The following is a 16,202-nucleotide window of genomic DNA, read 5'->3' on the forward strand; positions in this document are numbered from 1 at the left end:
GTCCGCCGGGTTGTCCGCCCGGTTGTCCGCCGGGTTGTCCGCGAACTCCCCCGGGATCGTCCGTGATCGGTAACGGACGCATCCCCCGGCCACCGGCCACCGTCCTGCCCAGTGATCCCGACGCGAACGAGGGACGACGGGCAACTGCGTGAAAGCGGGGCGGACATGGCACGGCACAACGGCGGACGGGGCTGGTACGGCAAGGTCGTCGGGGCGGCGCTCGGAGTGACGCTGCTGACCGTCGGCGCGTCGATGTGGACCGCGCAGGCCGGCTCGCCCCACAGGACGACGGCGTCCGCCCCGCAGAAGAGCGTGGTCAAGCCGGTCGCCGTGTCCATCGCGCACGCCTCCGACCAGGGCACCCGCGGCGTCAACATCACCATCGACGACGGCCCGGACCCCGTATGGACCCCGCAGGTCCTCGACCTGCTGGACGAGTACGGGGTGAAGGCCACCTTCTGCATGGTGGGGACGCAGGCCGAGGCCCACCCGGACCTGGTGCGGAAGGTCGTCGCGGCCGGGCACCGGCTGTGCGACCACACGGTGTCGCACGACACCGCCATGGACCAGAAGTCCGAGTCCTACCAGGCCAAGGAGATCCTCGACGCCGAACGCATGATCACCAAGGCGTCCGGGGGCGTACGGCCGATGTACTACCGGGCCCCCGGCGGCGCCTTCACCCCCTACAGCCGCAAGCTCGCCGCGTCCGAGGGCATGCGTCCGCTCGGCTGGAACGTGGACACCCGGGACTGGGAACTGCCGGGCACCGACGCCATCGTCTCCACCGTCGAGCGCGAACTCCCCAACGGCCCGACGCTCCTCTTCCACGACGCCGGCGGCGACCGCGCCCAGACCGTCGAGGCTCTGCGCCGGGTCCTGCCCTGGCTCAAGGAACAGGGCTACTCCTTCGGCTTCCCCGTGCGCTGAGCCCCGCCCCGGCCGGTCAGTCGTCGGCCGCGAGTTCCTTGAGGGAGAGGTTCAGTTCGAGCACGTTGACCCGGGGGTCGCCGAGGAAGCCGAGGGTGCGGCCCTCGGTGTGCTCGTCGACGAGTTTCTCGACCCGGGCCAGGGCCAGTCCGTTCTTCTCGGCGACGCGGTGGACCTGGAGTTCCGCGTACTCGGGGGAGATGTCCGGGTCCAGGCCGGAGCCGGAGGAGGTGACCGCGTCGGCGGGTATGTCGGCGGGCCTGACGGTGTAGCCGGGCACGGAGTTGTCCTTGACGACGGCGGCCTTGGCGGCCTTCACCCACTGGACCAGTTCCGCGTTGTCGGCGGAGCGGTTGGTCGCGCCGGACAGGATCAGGTCGTACTGGGTGTTGACGCTGTTGCTGCCGAGGCCGTTCGCCGGGCGCCCCTGGAACCACTTGAGGTCCGGCTCGGGGGTCTCCTGGCCGTCCTTGAGCGGCAGTTGGTACGCCTGCCCGATCAGTGACGAGCCGGCCACCCGGCCGTCCGCCGCCTCGATCTCGGAGCCGTTCGCCCGGCCGGGGAACAGGCCCTGGGCGATGCCGGTGATCACCAAGGGGTAGACGATGCCGGTGACGACGGTCAGCACGAGGAGGGCGCGCAGGCCCGCCCCGAGCAGCCGGGCGGTGCTGGTGATGGAGGTGTTCATGTCCTTCAGCCGATCCCGGGGATGAGCGAGACGATCAGGTCGATGACTTTGATGCCGACGAACGGGGCGATCAGCCCGCCCAGCCCGTAGACCGCGAGGTTGCGGCGCAGCAGCCGGTCCGCGCTGACCGGCCGGTACCGCACCCCCTTGAGGGCCAGCGGGACGAGCGCGACGATGATCAGCGCGTTGAAGACGACGGCGGACAGGATCGCGGAGTCCGGCGAGGACAGGCCCATGATGTTGAGCTTGTCCAGGCCCGGATAGACGGCCGCGAACAGCGCCGGGATGATCGCGAAGTACTTGGCGACGTCGTTGGCGATGGAGAACGTGGTCAGCGCGCCCCGGGTGATCAGCAGTTGCTTGCCGATCTCGACTATCTCGATCAGCTTGGTCGGGTCGGAGTCGAGGTCGACCATGTTGCCGGCCTCTTTGGCGGCCGACGTACCGGTGTTCATCGCCACGCCGACGTCGGCCTGGGCGAGCGCCGGGGCGTCATTGGTGCCGTCGCCGGTCATCGCGACCAGCTTGCCGCCGGCCTGCTCCCGTTTGATCAGGGCCATCTTGTCCTCGGGGGTGGCCTCCGCGAGGAAGTCGTCGACGCCGGCCTCGTCCGCGATCGCCTTCGCGGTCAGCGGGTTGTCGCCGGTGATCATGACGGTCTTGATGCCCATGCGGCGCAGTTCCTCGAACCGGGCGCGCATGCCGTCCTTGACGACGTCCTTGAGGTGGATGACCCCGAGGACACGGGCCCCGGCCGCGTCCTCGACGGCGACGAGCAGCGGGGTGCCGCCCGCCTCGGAGATCCGGGCCACGGTCGCGTCCGCGTCCCCGGCCACCGGGCCGCCGCGCTCCTCGACCCAGGCGAGGACCGAACCGGCCGCGCCCTTGCGGACCTTGCGGCCGGCCACGTCCACGCCGGACATCCGGGTCTGCGCGGTGAACTCGATCCACGCGGCGCCGGCCAGCTCGCCCTGGTGCCGCTCGCGCAGCCCGTACTTCTCCTTGGCGAGGACGACGACGGAGCGGCCCTCGGGGGTCTCGTCGGCCAGCGACGAGAGCTGGGCGGCGTCCGCCAGTTCGGCCTCGGTGGTCCCGCGCACGGGGACGAACTCGGCCGCCTGCCGGTTGCCGAGGGTGATGGTGCCGGTCTTGTCCAGCAGCAGGGTGGACACGTCACCGGCGGCCTCGACCGCGCGGCCCGACATGGCCAGCACATTGCGCTGCACCAGCCGGTCCATGCCCGCGATGCCGATCGCGGAGAGCAGCGCGCCGATGGTGGTCGGGATCAGGCAGACCAGCAGCGCCACCAGCACGACCATCGTCAGATGGGTGCCGGCGTAGTCCGCGAACGGCGGCAGGGTGGCGCAGGCCAGCAGGAAGACGATGGTCAGCGAGGCCAGCAGGATGTTCAGGGCGATCTCGTTGGGCGTCTTCTGCCGGGCCGCGCCCTCCACCAGGCCGATCATCCGGTCGATGAAGGTCTCGCCGGGCTTGGTGGTGATCCTGATGACGATGCGGTCGGAGAGCACCTTGGTGCCGCCGGTGACGGCGGACCGGTCACCGCCGGACTCCCGGATGACCGGCGCCGACTCACCGGTGATCGCCGACTCGTCGACCGACGCGACGCCCTCGACGACGTCCCCGTCCCCGGGGATGACGTCTCCGGCCTCGCAGACGACCAGGTCACCGACGCTCAGTTCGGTACCGGGGACCGTGCTGCCGTCGACCCGGGTGGCGACCGTGTCGGTCTTGGCCTTGCGCAGGGTGTCGGCCTGCGCCTTGCCGCGGCCCTCGGCGACCGCCTCCGCCAGGTTGGCGAAGAGCACGGTCAGCCAGAGCCAGGCGCTGATCGTCCAGCCGAACCAGTCGCCGGGGTCGGTGCAGGCGAAACCCGTGGTCAGCACGGAGCCGACCAGCACCACGAACATGACCGGCGACTTCACCATCACCCGCGGGTCGAGCTTGCGGAAGGCGTCCGGCAGCGACTTGACGAGCTGCTTCGGGTCGAACAGGCCGGCGCCTACGCGGGCCGGGGCGGGCTGCTGCCCGGTGGGGGTGGCTGTGGACACGACGTCCTCGTGCTGGTGCGTATCGGTGTCGGTGTCGGTGTGGGTGTCGTGGGTGTCGGTGTGGGTGTCTGTGTGGGAGGTCATGCCGCCAGTCCCTCCGCGAGCGGGCCCAGGGCCAGGGCCGGGAAGTAGGTGAGACCGGTGACGATCAGGACAGCGCCCACCAGCAACCCGGTGAACAGGGGCTTCTCGGTGCGCAGGGTGCCCGCGGTGACCGGCACCGGCTTCTGTTCGGCCAGTGAACCGGCGAGCGCCAGGACGAACACCATCGGCAGGAAGCGGCCCAGCAGCATGGCGAGGCCGAGGGTGGTGTTGAACCACTGGGTGTCGGCGTTCAGACCGGCGAAGGCCGATCCGTTGTTGTTCGACGCGGAGGTGTAGGCGTAGAGGATCTCGGAGAACCCGTGCGCCCCGCTGTTGGTCATCGAGTCGCCCGGGGTGGGCAGCGCCATCGCGCACGCGGTGAGGACCAGGACCAGCGCGGGGGTGATGAGGATGTAGCAGGCGGCGAACTTGATCTCGCGGGTGCCGATCTTCTTGCCCAGGTACTCGGGCGTGCGGCCGACCATCAGACCGGCGATGAACACCGCGATGACCGCCATGACCAGCATGCCGTACAGGCCCGAGCCGGTGCCGCCGGGCGCGATCTCGCCCAGCATCATGCCGAGCATGGTGATGCCGCCGCCCAGCCCGGTGTACGAGGAGTGGAACGAGTCCACCGCGCCGGTCGAGGTCAGGGTGGTCGCCACCGCGAAGATCGAGGAGCCGCCGATGCCGAAGCGGGTCTCCTTGCCCTCCATCGACCCGCCCGCGAGTTCCAGCGCCGGGCCGTGGTGGGCGAACTCGGTCCACATCATCAGGCCGGTGAAGGCGATCCAGATGCCGGCCATCGTCGCGAGGATCGCGTAGCCCTGCTTGACCGAGCCGACCATGAGCCCGAAGGCGCGGGTCAGGGCGAAGGGGATGAGCAGGATCAGGAAGACCTCGAAGAGGTTGGTGAAGGGGGTCGGGTTCTCGAAGGGGTGGGCGGAGTTGGCGTTGAAGTAGCCGCCGCCGTTGGTGCCCAGCTCCTTGATGGCCTCCTGGGAGGCGACCGCGCCGCCGTTCCACTCCTGCGAGCCGCCCATGAACTGGCCGACCTCGTGGATACCGGAGAAGTTCTGGATCACTCCGCACGCCACCAGCACCACGGCCGCGACCGCCGCGATCGGCACCAGGACACGGACCACTCCGCGCACCAGGTCGGCCCAGAAGTTGCCCAGCTCCCCGGTGCGGGACCGGGCGAACCCTCGGACGAGGGCCACGGCGACGGCGATGCCGACGGCCGCCGAGACGAAGTTCTGCACCGCCAGACCGGCGGTCTGCACGACGTGGCCCATCGCCTGTTCGCCGTAGTACGACTGCCAGTTGGTGTTGGTCACGAAGGAAACGGCGGTGTTGAACGCCTGGTCCGGGTCGATCGAGGCGAAGCCCAGCGAGCCGGGCAGCACGCCCTGGAGCCGCTGGAGCAGGTAGAGGAAGAGGACACCGGCGAGGGAGAAGGCGAGGACCCCGCGCAGGTAGGCGGGCCAGCGCATCTCCGTGTCGGGGTCGGCACCGATGCCCTTGTAGATCCACTTCTCGATCCGCAGGTGCTTGGGCGAGGAGTAGACCTTGGCCAGGTAATTGCCGAGGGGGACGTAGGCGAGCGCCAGCGCGGCGATGAGCGCGAGCAGCTGGAGCACGCCGGCGAGGACGGGGCTCATGTGCTGCTCAGAACCTCTCCGGGTAGATCAGGGCGAGGGCGAGATAGCCCAGCAGGGCGACGGCCACGAGCAGGCCGATGATGTTCTCGGCGGTCACAGCTTCGTCACCCCCTTGGCGACGAGAGCCACGAGCGTGAACACCGCGATCGTGGTGACGACGAAGGCCAGGTCGGCCATCGCGAGCTCCTAGTGAGGTCCGGAGAAGAATCTGCCACGTCGAGGAAAGCCCCTCTCTGGCCGGATTCGTACCGTCGTTGATGGCTCCCTTACGGCGGCGCGAGCACCTTTGACGCTTCTCTTACGACGGCGCTCCGGTCGTGCCTGGCGGACCGTGAACTAACAAACGCAAGTTTACGACCGTAGCCCCTTGTGACACCCGCCTTCACAGCCGTAGCCTTACACACGTAAGGCCGACCCGGGCGACGAGGAATCAGGCGTTCGGGCCCCGCTCGCCCCGCTTCGGAAGGAAACCGTCCCATGACTGCCACCCGCTCCCGCCTCGGTACGCACCTCGCAGCTCTCACCCTCTCCCTCGCCGCGGCCGGCAGCGTCCTCGCGGCCACCGCCGCCCCCGCCCAGGCGCACACCGGCCGTCCCGCCGACGCCGCCGTCGAGTGCCGGGGACAGGGCACCGACCCGGACGCCCTGGTGCGCTATGGCTCCGAGATCCTGATCCACGCGTCGCCGAGCACCGTCTTCAAGACCCAGACCGACGTGGAACAGTGGCCGTCCTGGCAGGACGCCGTCGCCACCAGCGAGCGCCTGGACTCCGGCCGCCTGCGCCCCGGTTCGTCCTTCCGCTGGACCACCCCGGTGGCCGCGACCCCCGTGACGCCCGCCACCACCCTCACCGTCACCTCCACCGTCCAGCAGCTCCAGCGCGACAAGTGCGTCCGCTGGACCGGCCCCGCGAACAGCGACGCCATCAACATCGACGAGGGCACCCACGTGTGGACGTTCACCAAGGTCAAGGGCGGCACCCTCGTCCGCACCGAGGAGACCTGGACCGGCGACCAGGCCGAGGCCGACGTCGACCTCTCGACCCAGGCACTGGGCGCGGGTCTCGAAGTCTGGCTGACGGACCTCAAGGCCGCCGCCGAGGCCCGCACCTCCTGCTGACCCGCCCGCCATCCGAACCGACCGACTGCCGAGGCACTCCCATGACCACAGACCGGACCCCCACCCCGACCGCCATGCTCGACACCTGGCTCGCCCTCTGGAACGGCGACGTCGCCCTGGCCCCCGGCCTGGTCGCGGACGACTTCCGCATCCATACCGTCCTCGCCGCCGGCGGCGACAGTGCCGCCATCCAGGGCGTCGACGGCCTGGTGGCCTTCGTGAGCGAGGGCCGCGCGGTCTTCCCGGACCTGAAGTTCGCCATCGACGTCCCGCCGCTGTTCGACGACGACCGCCTGTCCGTACGCTGGACGGCGACCGGCACCTACGGCGGCGGCTTCCCCGGCGCCGAGGCCGCCCCCGGCACCACGGTCACCTTCACCGGCACCGACACACTCCGCATCCGGGACGGCCGGTTCACCGAGTACTGGCTGAACTCCGACTCCCTGCACATGCTCAGGCAGCTCAAGGCGATCTGACCGCCCGCGGCCCGGTCCGTGTCAGAGGGCTGCCGGACACCCGGGCTCGGGAGGCCAGGCATCGGTCATCGCGAAGGAGACGACCGTTCCCCCGTAACGGCTCGGGCCGCAATGCCAGTAAGCGGCGAGGGAGGCGACCAGCAGCAGTCCGCGTCCGTGTGTGTCGTCGGCGTCCGGTCGGCGCGGGCACACCGACGCGGGGAGGCCCGGGTTGTGCACCTCCACACGCAGCACGGTCCCCTCTCGATACCACTCGACCCGTACGAGCCACGTCTCGTCCGACCGTCCGTGGAGGACCGCGTTGGTCACCAACTCCGAGACCATCAGCACGCAGTCGTCGACCGAGCAGAGCGGCCGGTACGGGGCAATGAACCGCCGGAACCAGTGCCGGGCCCGGGGGACGGACTCCGGGCCGGCCACAGGGCCATCGCCCCCAACCGAGGTGACTCCTCACGGGTCTGCCCCTTGGGGCAGTCCCGTGCGGCTACACGCAGCGAGCGGGCGCCCGACCTATGGCCTAAGGTGTCTAGAGAAGCGAGGAGGGTTCCGGAATGGCCACTACCGACGGCGACCGTCGGCCCAAATACCAGCGGATCGCGGACTCCTTGCGCGAGGCGATCCAGTCGGGCCAGTACGGTCCCGGTGACCGGCTTCCGGGCGAGAACGACCTCATGGCCACGTACGGCGTGGCCCGTATGACAGCCCGGCAGGCGCTGAGCGTCCTGCGGGACGAAGGTGTCGCCGAAGCCCGCAAGGGCGCCGGCGTGTTCGTCCGGGAGTTCCGCCCGCTCCGCCGCCGGGGCATCCAGCGGCTGGGCCACGACCAGTGGGGCAACGGACGTTCCATCTGGTCGGCGGACATCGACGACCGGGAGCTCGAGGTCGACCGGATCACCGTGACCGAGGAGGCGGCGCCCGCCCGCATCGGCGCGGTCCTGAACCTGGACGGCGAGGAGACGACCTGCGTGCGGCGCCGGCGCTTCGTGCTGGACGGCAAACCGGTGCTCCTCGCGACGAGTTACCTCCCCGCCGCTCTGGTCGCCGGATCAGCGATCACCCAGGAGGACACCGGACCGGGCGGCACGTACGCCAGGCTCGCCGAACTCGGCCACGAGCCCGTGCACTTCCGGGAGGAGATCCGCTCGCGCATGCCGTCGCAGGACGAAGCCGCGCAGTTGGACGTGTCCGCCGGTACCCCCGTCATCCTCATCCACCGCACCGCCTTCACAGCCGAGGGCCGCCCCGTCGAGGTCAACGAGATGACGCTGGACGCCGCCTCGTACGTCCTGGAGTACGACTTCGACGCGAGCCGCTGACCACCGCTCCCAGCAATCGCGACGTGCGGGTGCGAGGGGCGCGGACCGGGGCGCGAGGGGAAGCGCGGTTGAGACCGGACCGGGTTCCGCTCCTCCCGCGTACGTCAGCACCCACCTTCACCACACTCCCGCGAGCTACCGCGACCGCGAGTTACCGCGCCCGCGAGCTGGAGACCTGCGGCTGGTCCGGCCACGTGAACGCGTACCGGGGATCGCCGCCGCGGTTCAGCCGGACGAAGCGGAGGAGTTCGCGGACGATGCCCGCGTTGCCCATCGCCCAGCCGGCGTGGGGTTCGAGGTCGCCGGTGCCCGGGGTGGCCCGGTGGTCGAAGTTGGACCACCGGGCGCCCTCGGCGTCCCGCAGCGCGCGGGTCGCGAGGTCGGTGACGAGGACGTGGGCGAAGGCGTTGGCGTCGTCGTCACCGGCCCCGCCGCCGGACGGGGACCGCTGCTCGGCGATGCGGTCGCAGGCCAGGGCCAGGACGCCCGCGGTCCCGCAGCAGCGGCCGTTGTTGTCCCAGAAGCCGGGGCGCAGCCGTCGGGGCAGGCCGGAGTGGGTGACCGTGTGCCAGCAGCGGTCGGCGAGGGCGGACCAGCGCGGGTCGGCGGTGACGTCCCGCAGCAGCCGGAAGACCTGCGCGTCACCGGCCGGACCGTGGCACCAGCCGTAGCTGATGGGCTCGACCACATCCGGGCGGTGCTGCGGAGTGGAGTGCCGTACCAGGAGTCCCTCGGGGCCCGCTTCGTCGCGCGCCACGAAGTCCGCCGCGCCGGCCAGGGCGAGTTCGAGCAGGTCCGTACGGCCGGTGTCATGGCCGACCCTGGCCAGTGCCAGGACGATGCCCAGCGTGCCGTGCGAGATGTGGTGCAGTCGGGCGTCGGTGCCCGGCCGGTGGGCCCACCGCACGCCCGCCGAGGTCGGTTCCGCCGTGCGCAGATACGGCTCCAGGGCCAGCACGGCCAGTTCGGCGTCGCCATACTGGAGCGCGCCGAGGCCGATGCCGGCGTTGCCTCCCATCAGCTCGAACAGTTCGCCCCACCGCGTCCCGTCGAAACGGGACCGTACGAGGCCGGGCACACGGTCGGCGGCGGCACCGGCGGCCGTGTCGCCGAGGTCGTCGCCCACGGCCCGCAGGGCGACGCCGATCCCGGTGCGGCCGAAGTAGAGGGAGTCGTCGTCGAAGCCGTCGACGGAGTCCGCGAGGCTGCGGGACGCGCGCAGGGCGGTGTCGGCGTAGGCGTCGTCGCCGAAGTGCCGCCACGCCTCCAGGAGTACGGGGACGACGCCGGCCGTTCCGCTGTACAGCGTCGGGTTCACCTCGTCGCCCGTAGCGCTGTCCGACCAGGTCAGACCGCCGCCGGAGGTGTCCCGCGCCGCCCCCGTCAACCATCGCAGCCCGTCCACCGCGAGCGCCTCGGCCTCGTCGGCCGTCCTGTCCGTGGTGTGCACCGCCGCCGTCATGGTCCCAGGCTCGCACGACCTTCCGGGCCGCCCAGGGACGGACGGTCCAAGGTGCGGCCTCGCTTCGTCCCGCCGCCCCCTCGCGGCCGGAGGACGGGAAGGTACGCTCCTCCCCTGCCGGCCGTCCGTCCGTCCGTCCGTAGAATGTAATGCCAAATGATCTAATGCCAAGATCAGGCGGCGGCCCGAGACAGACGCGGAAGGTCAGGTCCAGGACTCATGGCGAACGGCGAACTCGACCTCTCGTCCGGGGTCCCCCTGTACCGGCAGATCAAGGACATCCTGCGGGCCGAGATCACCGGCGGCGGCGCCGATCCCCGGACGCCGATGACCGAGGCCCAGTTGCTGGACCGGTTCGGGGTCAGCCGGGCGCCCATCCGGCAGGCGCTGAAGGAGCTGGTGGACGAGGGGTACGTCTACCGGCGGCAGGGCAAGGGCACCTTCCCGGTCCCCGGCGCCCGGGTGCGGCGGCCCGCCGACGTGAAGCCCGGACAGTTGTACGAGTACCTCTACGACAGCGGGCTGCACCCCGCCTCCCGGGTGACCGGCATCGAGCGGACCGAGCCGCCGGCCCGGATCCGGCACCGCCTCGGGATCGAGAGCGGCGAGCGGCTGCTGCACTTCACCCGGCTGATCCTGGCGGAGGGCGAGCCGCTGGTGGAGGCGTCGGTGTACATCCGGGCGCCGGAGGAGTTCGGCCCGACCGCCGCCGAGCTGGAGGACAAGGGCTCCGCCTTCCAGTTGCTGGAGCGCGGCTTCGGCATCACCCTCGACCGGGCCGAGCACGAGGCCTGGGCGACGGCGGCGACCGCCGAGCAGGCGGCGACGCTGGGGGTGCGGGAGGGCAGTCCGCTGCTCGTCATCGAGACGACCTTCTACACGACCGGCGGCCTGCCGGCGGGCTGGCGGTCCGCGGTGCACCGCGCGGAGGAGTTCAAGTACCGGTTCGTCACCAGCGGATGACCGACGGGTGACCAGCGGCGGGTGCGATCCGTCGTCGCATCCGGCAACTCAGCCGTCACCTCATTCGGCACCCCAGCCGCCACCTCATTCGGCACCTCATTCGGCACCTCTCATTCGGCACCTCATTCGGCACCTCTCATTCGGCACCTCACTGCCCTTGACTTTAACATTACATTATATCAATATTTACAGGAGCCACCTATACGGCAGTGGACTACGACCCGCGCCCGCCAGGGCTGACGTCAGGTCCCCCGGTGCACTGCCCTCCGCTGTGGAGCCCCCGAAGGGACGTCGGGCCACAGCGCGCGTCACGCCGCGGCGGCCTGACGCCGACGAAAGGAAGTGCCCATGACGGCACCCACCGACCGGAGCGGCACCGTCGACACGGTCCTCGGCCCGGTTCCGGCCCACGACCTCGGAGTCGTCGCGGTCTACGAGGCCCTGCTCTCCGTGCTCCCGGGCGCCGAGCACGCCTTCGACATCCCGATGGACCGGGCCGCGATCTTCGAGACCCTCGCCAGGAAGCTGACGGACTTCCGCGCCCACGGCGGCGGCACGGTCGTCGACTCCACCGGCATGTTCCACGGGCGGGACGTGAAGCTGTACGAGGCGCTCTCGCGGTCGACCGGCGTGCACATCGTGGCGTCCACCGGCATGGGCCCCGAGGCGCTGCTCGGCGGCTACTTCCTCACCCCGCAGACCAACCCGCCGACGCCCTGGCCGGCCGAGAAGTTCGCCGATCTGTTCACCAAGGAGATCACCGAGGGCATGGTCGTCCCGCGCGTCGAGCGCCGGGGCGCCGCGGGTCTGGTGGCCACCGCCGCCACCCGCGCCGGCCTGACCGCGACCGACGAGAGCCTGCTGCGCGGCGCCGCCCGCACCGCCCTGGCCACCGGCGTCCCGCTGTCCGTCCGGTACGGCGCCGACCCGCTCGGCGACCTGGACGTCGTACTGGACGAGAAGCTGCCCGCCGGCCGCGTCGTCGTCGGCGGACTGGACCGCACGGACGCCGTGCTGGCCGGCGCCCCGCTCGCCGTCGCCCGGCGCGGCGCCTACGTCGCCCTGGACCACGTGGGACTGGACGACGATCCGGCCCACGTCACCGACCGCGAGCGCGCCGCCCTGGTACTCGAACTCGTCGCCGCCGGCCACGCGGACCGCGTGCTGCTGTCCGGCAACGCGATCGGGGTCGCCAAGGGGCTGCCCCCCTACGACCTGCCCTACAGCCACGTCTCCGCGGCGTTCGTGCCGCTGGTCAAGTCCCTGGGCCTGAGCGACGAGGACGCCCGGCGCATCCTCGTCGACAACCCGCGCGACCTGCTGACCCGGCGCTGACCGGACCGGACCTTCCGAACTTTGTGAGTGAGACATGTCAAGGGTAAACACCGTCCTGGGTCCGATCGCCGCCGAGGAACTGGGCATCGTGGCCATCCACGAGCACATCGGGTACGGCATGCCCGGCTCGGAACTGGACACCAAGTGGTGGCGGACGCCGGAGCAGCGGTACGCGGAGACCGTCCCGAAGCTGCGGAAGTTCCACGAGTACGGCGGCGGCACCTTCGTCGACGTCACCGGCATCTGCAACGGCCGTGACGTCGACTACTACAAGTCGCTGTCCGCCAAGACCGGCGTGCACATCGTCGCCTGCACCGGCTTCGTCGGCGGCGACACCGCGCTGCCGTTCTTCGAGCGGGCCGGCGTCGACTACCTGACCCGGCAGTTCGTGCACGAGATCACCGCGGGCATCGGCGGCACCGGCGCCCGGGCCGGGATCATCAAGGTCGGGGTGAGCCGCGGCGGCCGGATGACCGAGCTGGACCGGCGGATCTACCGGGCGGCGGCACGGGCCGCCGTGACGACCGGGGTACCCGTCCTCACCCATCTCGCCATCGACGCGGAGCCCGCGGTCGCCATCTTCCAGGAGGAGGGCCTCCCGCTGGACCGGGTGCTGTTCGGGCACGTGGACGACGGGGTGAACGCCTCCAGCACGCCGTGGACCTGGCTCGCCGGGCTCGGCGCCCGGATCGGCTTCGACACCTGGGGCTACGAGACGGAGCTGGCGGACCCGCCGTTCTGGGCCCGGCCCCGGCAGGAACGCCTGGACCACTTCATCGAGTTCACCGACGCGGGCTTCTTCGACCAGGCCCTGGTCTCGGCGGACGCCAACTGCTCCCCGCTGGGCTGGCCCGGCGTCGAGGGCCACACCGTGAACTACATCTTCGAGGACCTCATCCCCGACCTGCGCGGCGCGGGCATCGACGAGGCGCGGATCAAGCGGCTGTTCCAGGACAATCCCGCCGACTTCCTGACGATCCAAGACTGATCCGGCCGTGCCGCGCCGGGGACCTGAAAACATGAAAGCGAAGCAGCAATGAAGCCTTCGGAACTGAAGAACCTGAACGTCGCCGTGGTCGGCGCGGGATACGGCGGCGCGGCCACCGCCAAGGCGCTGAGCCTGCTCGGCGCCCGGGTCGACGTCTACGAGCAGGCGAGCCGCATCCGCGAGGTCGGCGCCGGCATCGGGCTGCGGCCGGCCAGCGTCGCCCGGTTCCACGAGTGGGGCATCTTCGAGGCGATCGCGGCGGTCAGCTCGCCCAGCGAGTACTTCGAGATCCTGTCCGCCACCGGTGAGCCGATCATGCGGGAGTCCTGGCCGGCCCACGGCGAGCTGACCCGGACCCACCTCATCCACCGCGGCGACTTCATCGACGCCCTGCTCGGCGTACTGCCCGACGGCATGGTCAAGGTGGGCCACAGACTGGAGCGCGTCCAGGACCACGGCACCGGCGCCACCCTGGCCTTCGCCAACGGCACGACCGCCGAGGCCGACCTCGTGGTCGGCGCCGACGGCATCAAGTCGGTGGTGCGCAAGGAGCTGTTCAGCGACCGGGAGCCGGTCTTCTCGGGCGAGCACGCCTACCGCGCGGTGATCTCCGTCGACGACGCCCGGGGCATGGTCACCGACGACAACCTGCGGATGTACATCGGCAAGGGCACCAAGGTCTACCTGCTGCCGCTGCGCCACCGCGGCCAGGTGTCGTTCGACATCACCGCGCTGTGCCCGGACCCCACCTGGGCGCCGAAGGTCACCCGGGACGACATCGTGGCCACCGTCCAGGGCTTCGACGAGCGCCTGGTCGACATCACCCGCGGCCTCGACCTGGACACCGTGAACATCCGCGCGGTCTACGACATCGACCCGGTCGACACCTGGCACTCGGACTCCGTCGTCCTCATCGGCGACGCGGCCCACTCGATGCTGCACCACCAGGGCCAGGGCGCCAACTCCGCCATCCAGGACGCCGGGGCGCTCGCCGACGCGCTGCGCGAGGCGGACACGCTGCCCGCCGCGCTGGCCCTGTTCCAGTCCGTCCGCAAGCCGGTCACCGACGAGTTGCAGCGCATCTCGCGCCAGGGCTGGACCGAGGAAGAGATCAGCGACGTCTTCCCCGGCCAGAAGCCGGCCACCGCCCCCAGGAGCCAGTGACCCATGCCGATCCACCCCGAGATCGCCAAGATCCTCGCCACCCTCCCGCCGCAGGACCACAGCGCCCCGCCGGACCCCGGCGCGCTGCGCGCCGCCGAGGCCGCCCGGGTCCCGCCGCTCGCGGACCGCCTCCCGCTGCACGCCGTCGAGGACACCGTCGCGGCCACCCCGGCCGGCGACGTCCCGGTACGGATCTACACGCCCGTCGAAGCGGACGCGTACGGCCTGCTGGTGTACTTCCACGGCGGCGCGTTCTTCTCCGGGAGCCTGGACACGCACGACACCGTCGCCCGGTCGCTGGCCAGCGAGACGGGGCACAAGGTCGTCTCGGTCGGCTACCGGCTGGCGCCGGAGGCCGCGTTCCCGGCCGGGCTCCAGGACTGCTACGGCGTGGTCCGCTGGGCCGCCGGGCCCGGCACCGGGCTGAAGTGGGACGGCGGCAACCTCGCCGTCGCCGGGGACAGCTCCGGCGGCACCTTCGCCGCCGCCGTCACGGCACTCGCCCACGACGACGGCTTCGACCGCATCACCCACCAGGTCCTCTACTACCCCTCCGTGGACCTGGACCTCGACACCGGCCGGTACCCGTCGATGACGGAGAACGCCGAGGGGTACGGGCTGGAGACAGCCGGTCTCAAGCCGTTCAACTCCTTCTACCTGGACGGCGGCGCCGACCCGGCGGACCCGCTGGTGTCCCCGGTCAAGCGCGCGGACCTGTCCGGTCTGCCGCGCGCCCTGGTGGTCACGGCGGAGTACGACCCGCTGCGGGACGAGGGCGAGCTGTACGGGCGGCGGCTCGCGGACGCCGGGGTCCCCACGACGGTCAGCCGGTACGCGGGGGCGAACCACGGGTTCGTGGTCAACTTCGGCTGGCTGCCCGAGTTCCAGCGGGTCTTCGCGCAGACCGCGCGGTTCCTCGGCCGGCGCTGAGGCCACGGGAGACGGAAAGGGGCGGCACGGTTGCCGTGCCGCCCCTTCCGGCCGCTCAGCGGAGGTAGCCGTAGCCGTGCAGCGTCGTGAAGAACGGCGACGGCTCCAGGCGCGGGTCGCCCGTGTAGCCGAGCTCCTCGGCGACCGGCGCGAACGGCGCGTACACGGAGTCCGGCTGCTGCGGTGCGCCGGGCGGGCACCGGCGTGCGGCGCGCGCGATCCGCGCCTCGATGTCCAGGCTCTCGTCCAGCGCGCGCCGGGCCCCCGCCGCGTCCAGCCGGACGTCGTACGGCACCCCGTCGGCGCCCCGGTAGGGATGACCGAGGAACAGCTCGCGCGGGCGGACCGCGTCGCGCAGCCGGCGCAGGCTCGCGCGGTAGGCGGCCGGATCCTCGTAGCCGGGGAAGCCGTTGGCGGCCCCGTGGATCTGCACCGCGTCGCCGACGAAGACCGACCGCTGCCCGTCGACGACGTAGCCGACGGAACCGGGCGTGTGCCCCGGCAGGTGGTGCGCGGAAACGGTGACGCCGCCGCCGAGGGAGAGGGTCTCGCCGCCCGTCAGCAGCACGTCCGGCTCCATCTCGCCCGAGATGACCGCCTGGGCCGTACGGGTCTGCTCGGCCTCGCCGTCCGGGTCGTTCAGATAGGACTGCCGTACGTCCAGGTACTGCCGCACATGCGCGCGCCGCGAGCGCAGCAGGTGGGCGTCGGCCTCGTGGATGACCACCCGGGCGCGGCGGCCGGTCAGCTCCCACAGGGCGTGGGCGCCGCCGAGGTGGTCGATGTGGCCGTGGGTGAGCAGGATCCAGCGCACTTCCTCGACGCTCCGGCCGAGCTTCTCCAGCGCCGGGACCATGCCGCCGGCCGGCGAGGAGGCGATGCCGGTGTCGACGATCGCCGGTTCGGGCGCGTCGATGAAGAAGCTGTAGAGGCCGAAGCGGCCCCACGGCGACCACAAGGGGTGGATGTCGACCTCGCGCGTCATGGCGTCTCTCCTCAGATACGGTTTAATATAATAAT

General features: G+C 71.3%; 15 protein-coding genes and 1 pseudogene. 9 read left to right on the forward strand and 7 right to left on the reverse strand.

The window, feature by feature from the left end; all coding sequences use genetic code 11:
- Positions 1-165: 165 nt before the first annotated feature.
- Positions 166-927: a polysaccharide deacetylase family protein gene (locus AB0G32_RS05310; protein WP_361158392.1), complete on the forward strand. Its 762-nt coding sequence runs from the start codon at positions 166-168 to the stop codon at positions 925-927.
- 16 nt (positions 928-943) lie between these two features.
- Here AB0G32_RS05310 and AB0G32_RS05315 read toward each other — a convergent pair whose 3' ends face one another.
- The 4 genes from AB0G32_RS05315 to kdpF are packed head-to-tail and all read right to left on the reverse strand — an operon-like array spanning position 944 to position 5,526.
- Positions 944-1,615 (reverse strand): potassium-transporting ATPase subunit C, encoded by a 672-nt coding sequence (locus AB0G32_RS05315; protein ID WP_361158396.1) that lies wholly within the window; start codon positions 1,613-1,615, stop codon positions 944-946.
- A gap of 5 nt (positions 1,616-1,620) precedes the next feature.
- The gene (gene kdpB / locus AB0G32_RS05320) at positions 1,621-3,768 is read right to left on the reverse strand and encodes a potassium-transporting ATPase subunit KdpB (RefSeq protein ID WP_361158399.1); all 2,148 of its coding nucleotides are present in this window, start codon (positions 3,766-3,768) and stop codon (positions 1,621-1,623) included.
- Positions 3,765-5,429 carry a potassium-transporting ATPase subunit KdpA gene (gene kdpA / locus AB0G32_RS05325; RefSeq protein ID WP_361158402.1) on the reverse strand — a complete coding sequence of 555 codons (1,665 nt, stop codon included), beginning with the start codon at positions 5,427-5,429 and terminating at the stop codon, positions 3,765-3,767. Before kdpA ends, kdpB begins: the two co-directional genes overlap by 4 nt.
- A gap of 7 nt (positions 5,430-5,436) precedes the next feature.
- Positions 5,437-5,526, reverse strand: a complete 90-nt coding sequence (gene kdpF / locus AB0G32_RS05330) for a K(+)-transporting ATPase subunit F (RefSeq protein ID WP_361158405.1) — start codon at positions 5,524-5,526, stop codon at positions 5,437-5,439.
- Between the two features lie 380 nt (positions 5,527-5,906).
- Here kdpF and AB0G32_RS05335 point away from each other — a divergent pair, with 380 nt between their 5' ends.
- Positions 5,907-6,548, forward strand: a complete 642-nt coding sequence (locus AB0G32_RS05335; RefSeq protein ID WP_361158408.1) for an SRPBCC family protein — start codon at positions 5,907-5,909, stop codon at positions 6,546-6,548.
- Positions 6,549-6,589: 41 nt separating this feature from the next.
- Positions 6,590-7,024, forward strand: a complete 435-nt coding sequence (locus AB0G32_RS05340) for an ester cyclase (RefSeq protein ID WP_361158411.1) — start codon at positions 6,590-6,592, stop codon at positions 7,022-7,024.
- A 21-nt stretch (positions 7,025-7,045) separates the two neighbouring features.
- On the opposite strand, the pseudogene AB0G32_RS05345 reads toward AB0G32_RS05340, so the two are convergent.
- Positions 7,046-7,452 (reverse strand): annotated as a pseudogene (locus AB0G32_RS05345) (ATP-binding protein).
- A 123-nt stretch (positions 7,453-7,575) separates the two neighbouring features.
- Between AB0G32_RS05345 and AB0G32_RS05350 the strand changes: the two are divergent.
- Complete coding sequence (locus AB0G32_RS05350; protein WP_361158414.1) at positions 7,576-8,340, forward strand: GntR family transcriptional regulator; 765 nt, start codon at positions 7,576-7,578, stop codon at positions 8,338-8,340.
- A 151-nt stretch (positions 8,341-8,491) separates the two neighbouring features.
- Here AB0G32_RS05350 and AB0G32_RS05355 read toward each other — a convergent pair whose 3' ends face one another.
- Positions 8,492-9,802, reverse strand: coding sequence for a lanthionine synthetase LanC family protein (locus AB0G32_RS05355; RefSeq protein ID WP_361158417.1), 1,311 nt, complete (start codon positions 9,800-9,802; stop codon positions 8,492-8,494).
- Positions 9,803-10,021: 219 nt separating this feature from the next.
- Here AB0G32_RS05355 and AB0G32_RS05360 point away from each other — a divergent pair, with 219 nt between their 5' ends.
- From AB0G32_RS05360 to AB0G32_RS05380, 5 genes are all read left to right on the forward strand, one after another.
- Positions 10,022-10,765 carry a GntR family transcriptional regulator gene (locus tag AB0G32_RS05360; protein ID WP_361158420.1) on the forward strand — a complete coding sequence of 248 codons (744 nt, stop codon included), beginning with the start codon at positions 10,022-10,024 and terminating at the stop codon, positions 10,763-10,765.
- Positions 10,766-11,113: 348 nt separating this feature from the next.
- Positions 11,114-12,100 (forward strand): phosphotriesterase, encoded by a 987-nt coding sequence (locus AB0G32_RS05365; protein WP_361158423.1) that lies wholly within the window; start codon positions 11,114-11,116, stop codon positions 12,098-12,100.
- Positions 12,101-12,134: 34 nt separating this feature from the next.
- Positions 12,135-13,088, forward strand: a complete 954-nt coding sequence (locus AB0G32_RS05370) for a phosphotriesterase (protein WP_361158425.1) — start codon at positions 12,135-12,137, stop codon at positions 13,086-13,088.
- Positions 13,089-13,136: 48 nt separating this feature from the next.
- Positions 13,137-14,252: an FAD-dependent monooxygenase gene (locus AB0G32_RS05375; protein WP_361158428.1), complete on the forward strand. Its 1,116-nt coding sequence runs from the start codon at positions 13,137-13,139 to the stop codon at positions 14,250-14,252.
- Positions 14,253-14,255: 3 nt separating this feature from the next.
- On the forward strand, positions 14,256-15,182 hold the full coding sequence (locus AB0G32_RS05380) for an alpha/beta hydrolase (protein WP_361158431.1): 927 nt from the start codon (positions 14,256-14,258) through the stop codon (positions 15,180-15,182).
- A gap of 55 nt (positions 15,183-15,237) precedes the next feature.
- On the opposite strand, the gene AB0G32_RS05385 is transcribed toward AB0G32_RS05380, so the two are convergent.
- Entirely contained in the window at positions 15,238-16,167 is a 930-nt protein-coding gene (locus tag AB0G32_RS05385; RefSeq protein WP_361158434.1) for an MBL fold metallo-hydrolase, read from the reverse strand.
- Positions 16,168-16,202 lie beyond the last annotated feature (35 nt).

The organism is Streptomyces sp. NPDC023723 (assembly GCF_040639815.1).
GTDB lineage: Bacteria > Actinomycetota > Actinomycetes > Streptomycetales > Streptomycetaceae > Streptomyces.

What these genes read in the sequence shown, in the direction of transcription:
- AB0G32_RS05310 (WP_361158392.1), top strand. Translation starts at nt 166, where the DNA reads ATGGCACGGCACAACGGCGGACGGGGCTGGTACGGCAAGGTCGTCGGG.
- AB0G32_RS05315 (WP_361158396.1), bottom strand. Translation starts at nt 1,615, where the DNA reads ATGAACACCTCCATCACCAGCACCGCCCGGCTGCTCGGGGCGGGCCTG.
- kdpB (WP_361158399.1), bottom strand. Translation starts at nt 3,768, where the DNA reads ATGACCTCCCACACAGACACCCACACCGACACCCACGACACCCACACC.
- kdpA (WP_361158402.1), bottom strand. Translation starts at nt 5,429, where the DNA reads ATGAGCCCCGTCCTCGCCGGCGTGCTCCAGCTGCTCGCGCTCATCGCC.
- AB0G32_RS05335 (WP_361158408.1), top strand. Translation starts at nt 5,907, where the DNA reads ATGACTGCCACCCGCTCCCGCCTCGGTACGCACCTCGCAGCTCTCACC.
- AB0G32_RS05340 (WP_361158411.1), top strand. Translation starts at nt 6,590, where the DNA reads ATGACCACAGACCGGACCCCCACCCCGACCGCCATGCTCGACACCTGG.
- AB0G32_RS05350 (WP_361158414.1), top strand. Translation starts at nt 7,576, where the DNA reads ATGGCCACTACCGACGGCGACCGTCGGCCCAAATACCAGCGGATCGCG.
- AB0G32_RS05355 (WP_361158417.1), bottom strand. Translation starts at nt 9,802, where the DNA reads ATGACGGCGGCGGTGCACACCACGGACAGGACGGCCGACGAGGCCGAG.
- AB0G32_RS05360 (WP_361158420.1), top strand. Translation starts at nt 10,022, where the DNA reads ATGGCGAACGGCGAACTCGACCTCTCGTCCGGGGTCCCCCTGTACCGG.
- AB0G32_RS05365 (WP_361158423.1), top strand. Translation starts at nt 11,114, where the DNA reads ATGACGGCACCCACCGACCGGAGCGGCACCGTCGACACGGTCCTCGGC.
- AB0G32_RS05370 (WP_361158425.1), top strand. Translation starts at nt 12,135, where the DNA reads ATGTCAAGGGTAAACACCGTCCTGGGTCCGATCGCCGCCGAGGAACTG.
- AB0G32_RS05375 (WP_361158428.1), top strand. Translation starts at nt 13,137, where the DNA reads ATGAAGCCTTCGGAACTGAAGAACCTGAACGTCGCCGTGGTCGGCGCG.
- AB0G32_RS05380 (WP_361158431.1), top strand. Translation starts at nt 14,256, where the DNA reads ATGCCGATCCACCCCGAGATCGCCAAGATCCTCGCCACCCTCCCGCCG.
- AB0G32_RS05385 (WP_361158434.1), bottom strand. Translation starts at nt 16,167, where the DNA reads ATGACGCGCGAGGTCGACATCCACCCCTTGTGGTCGCCGTGGGGCCGC.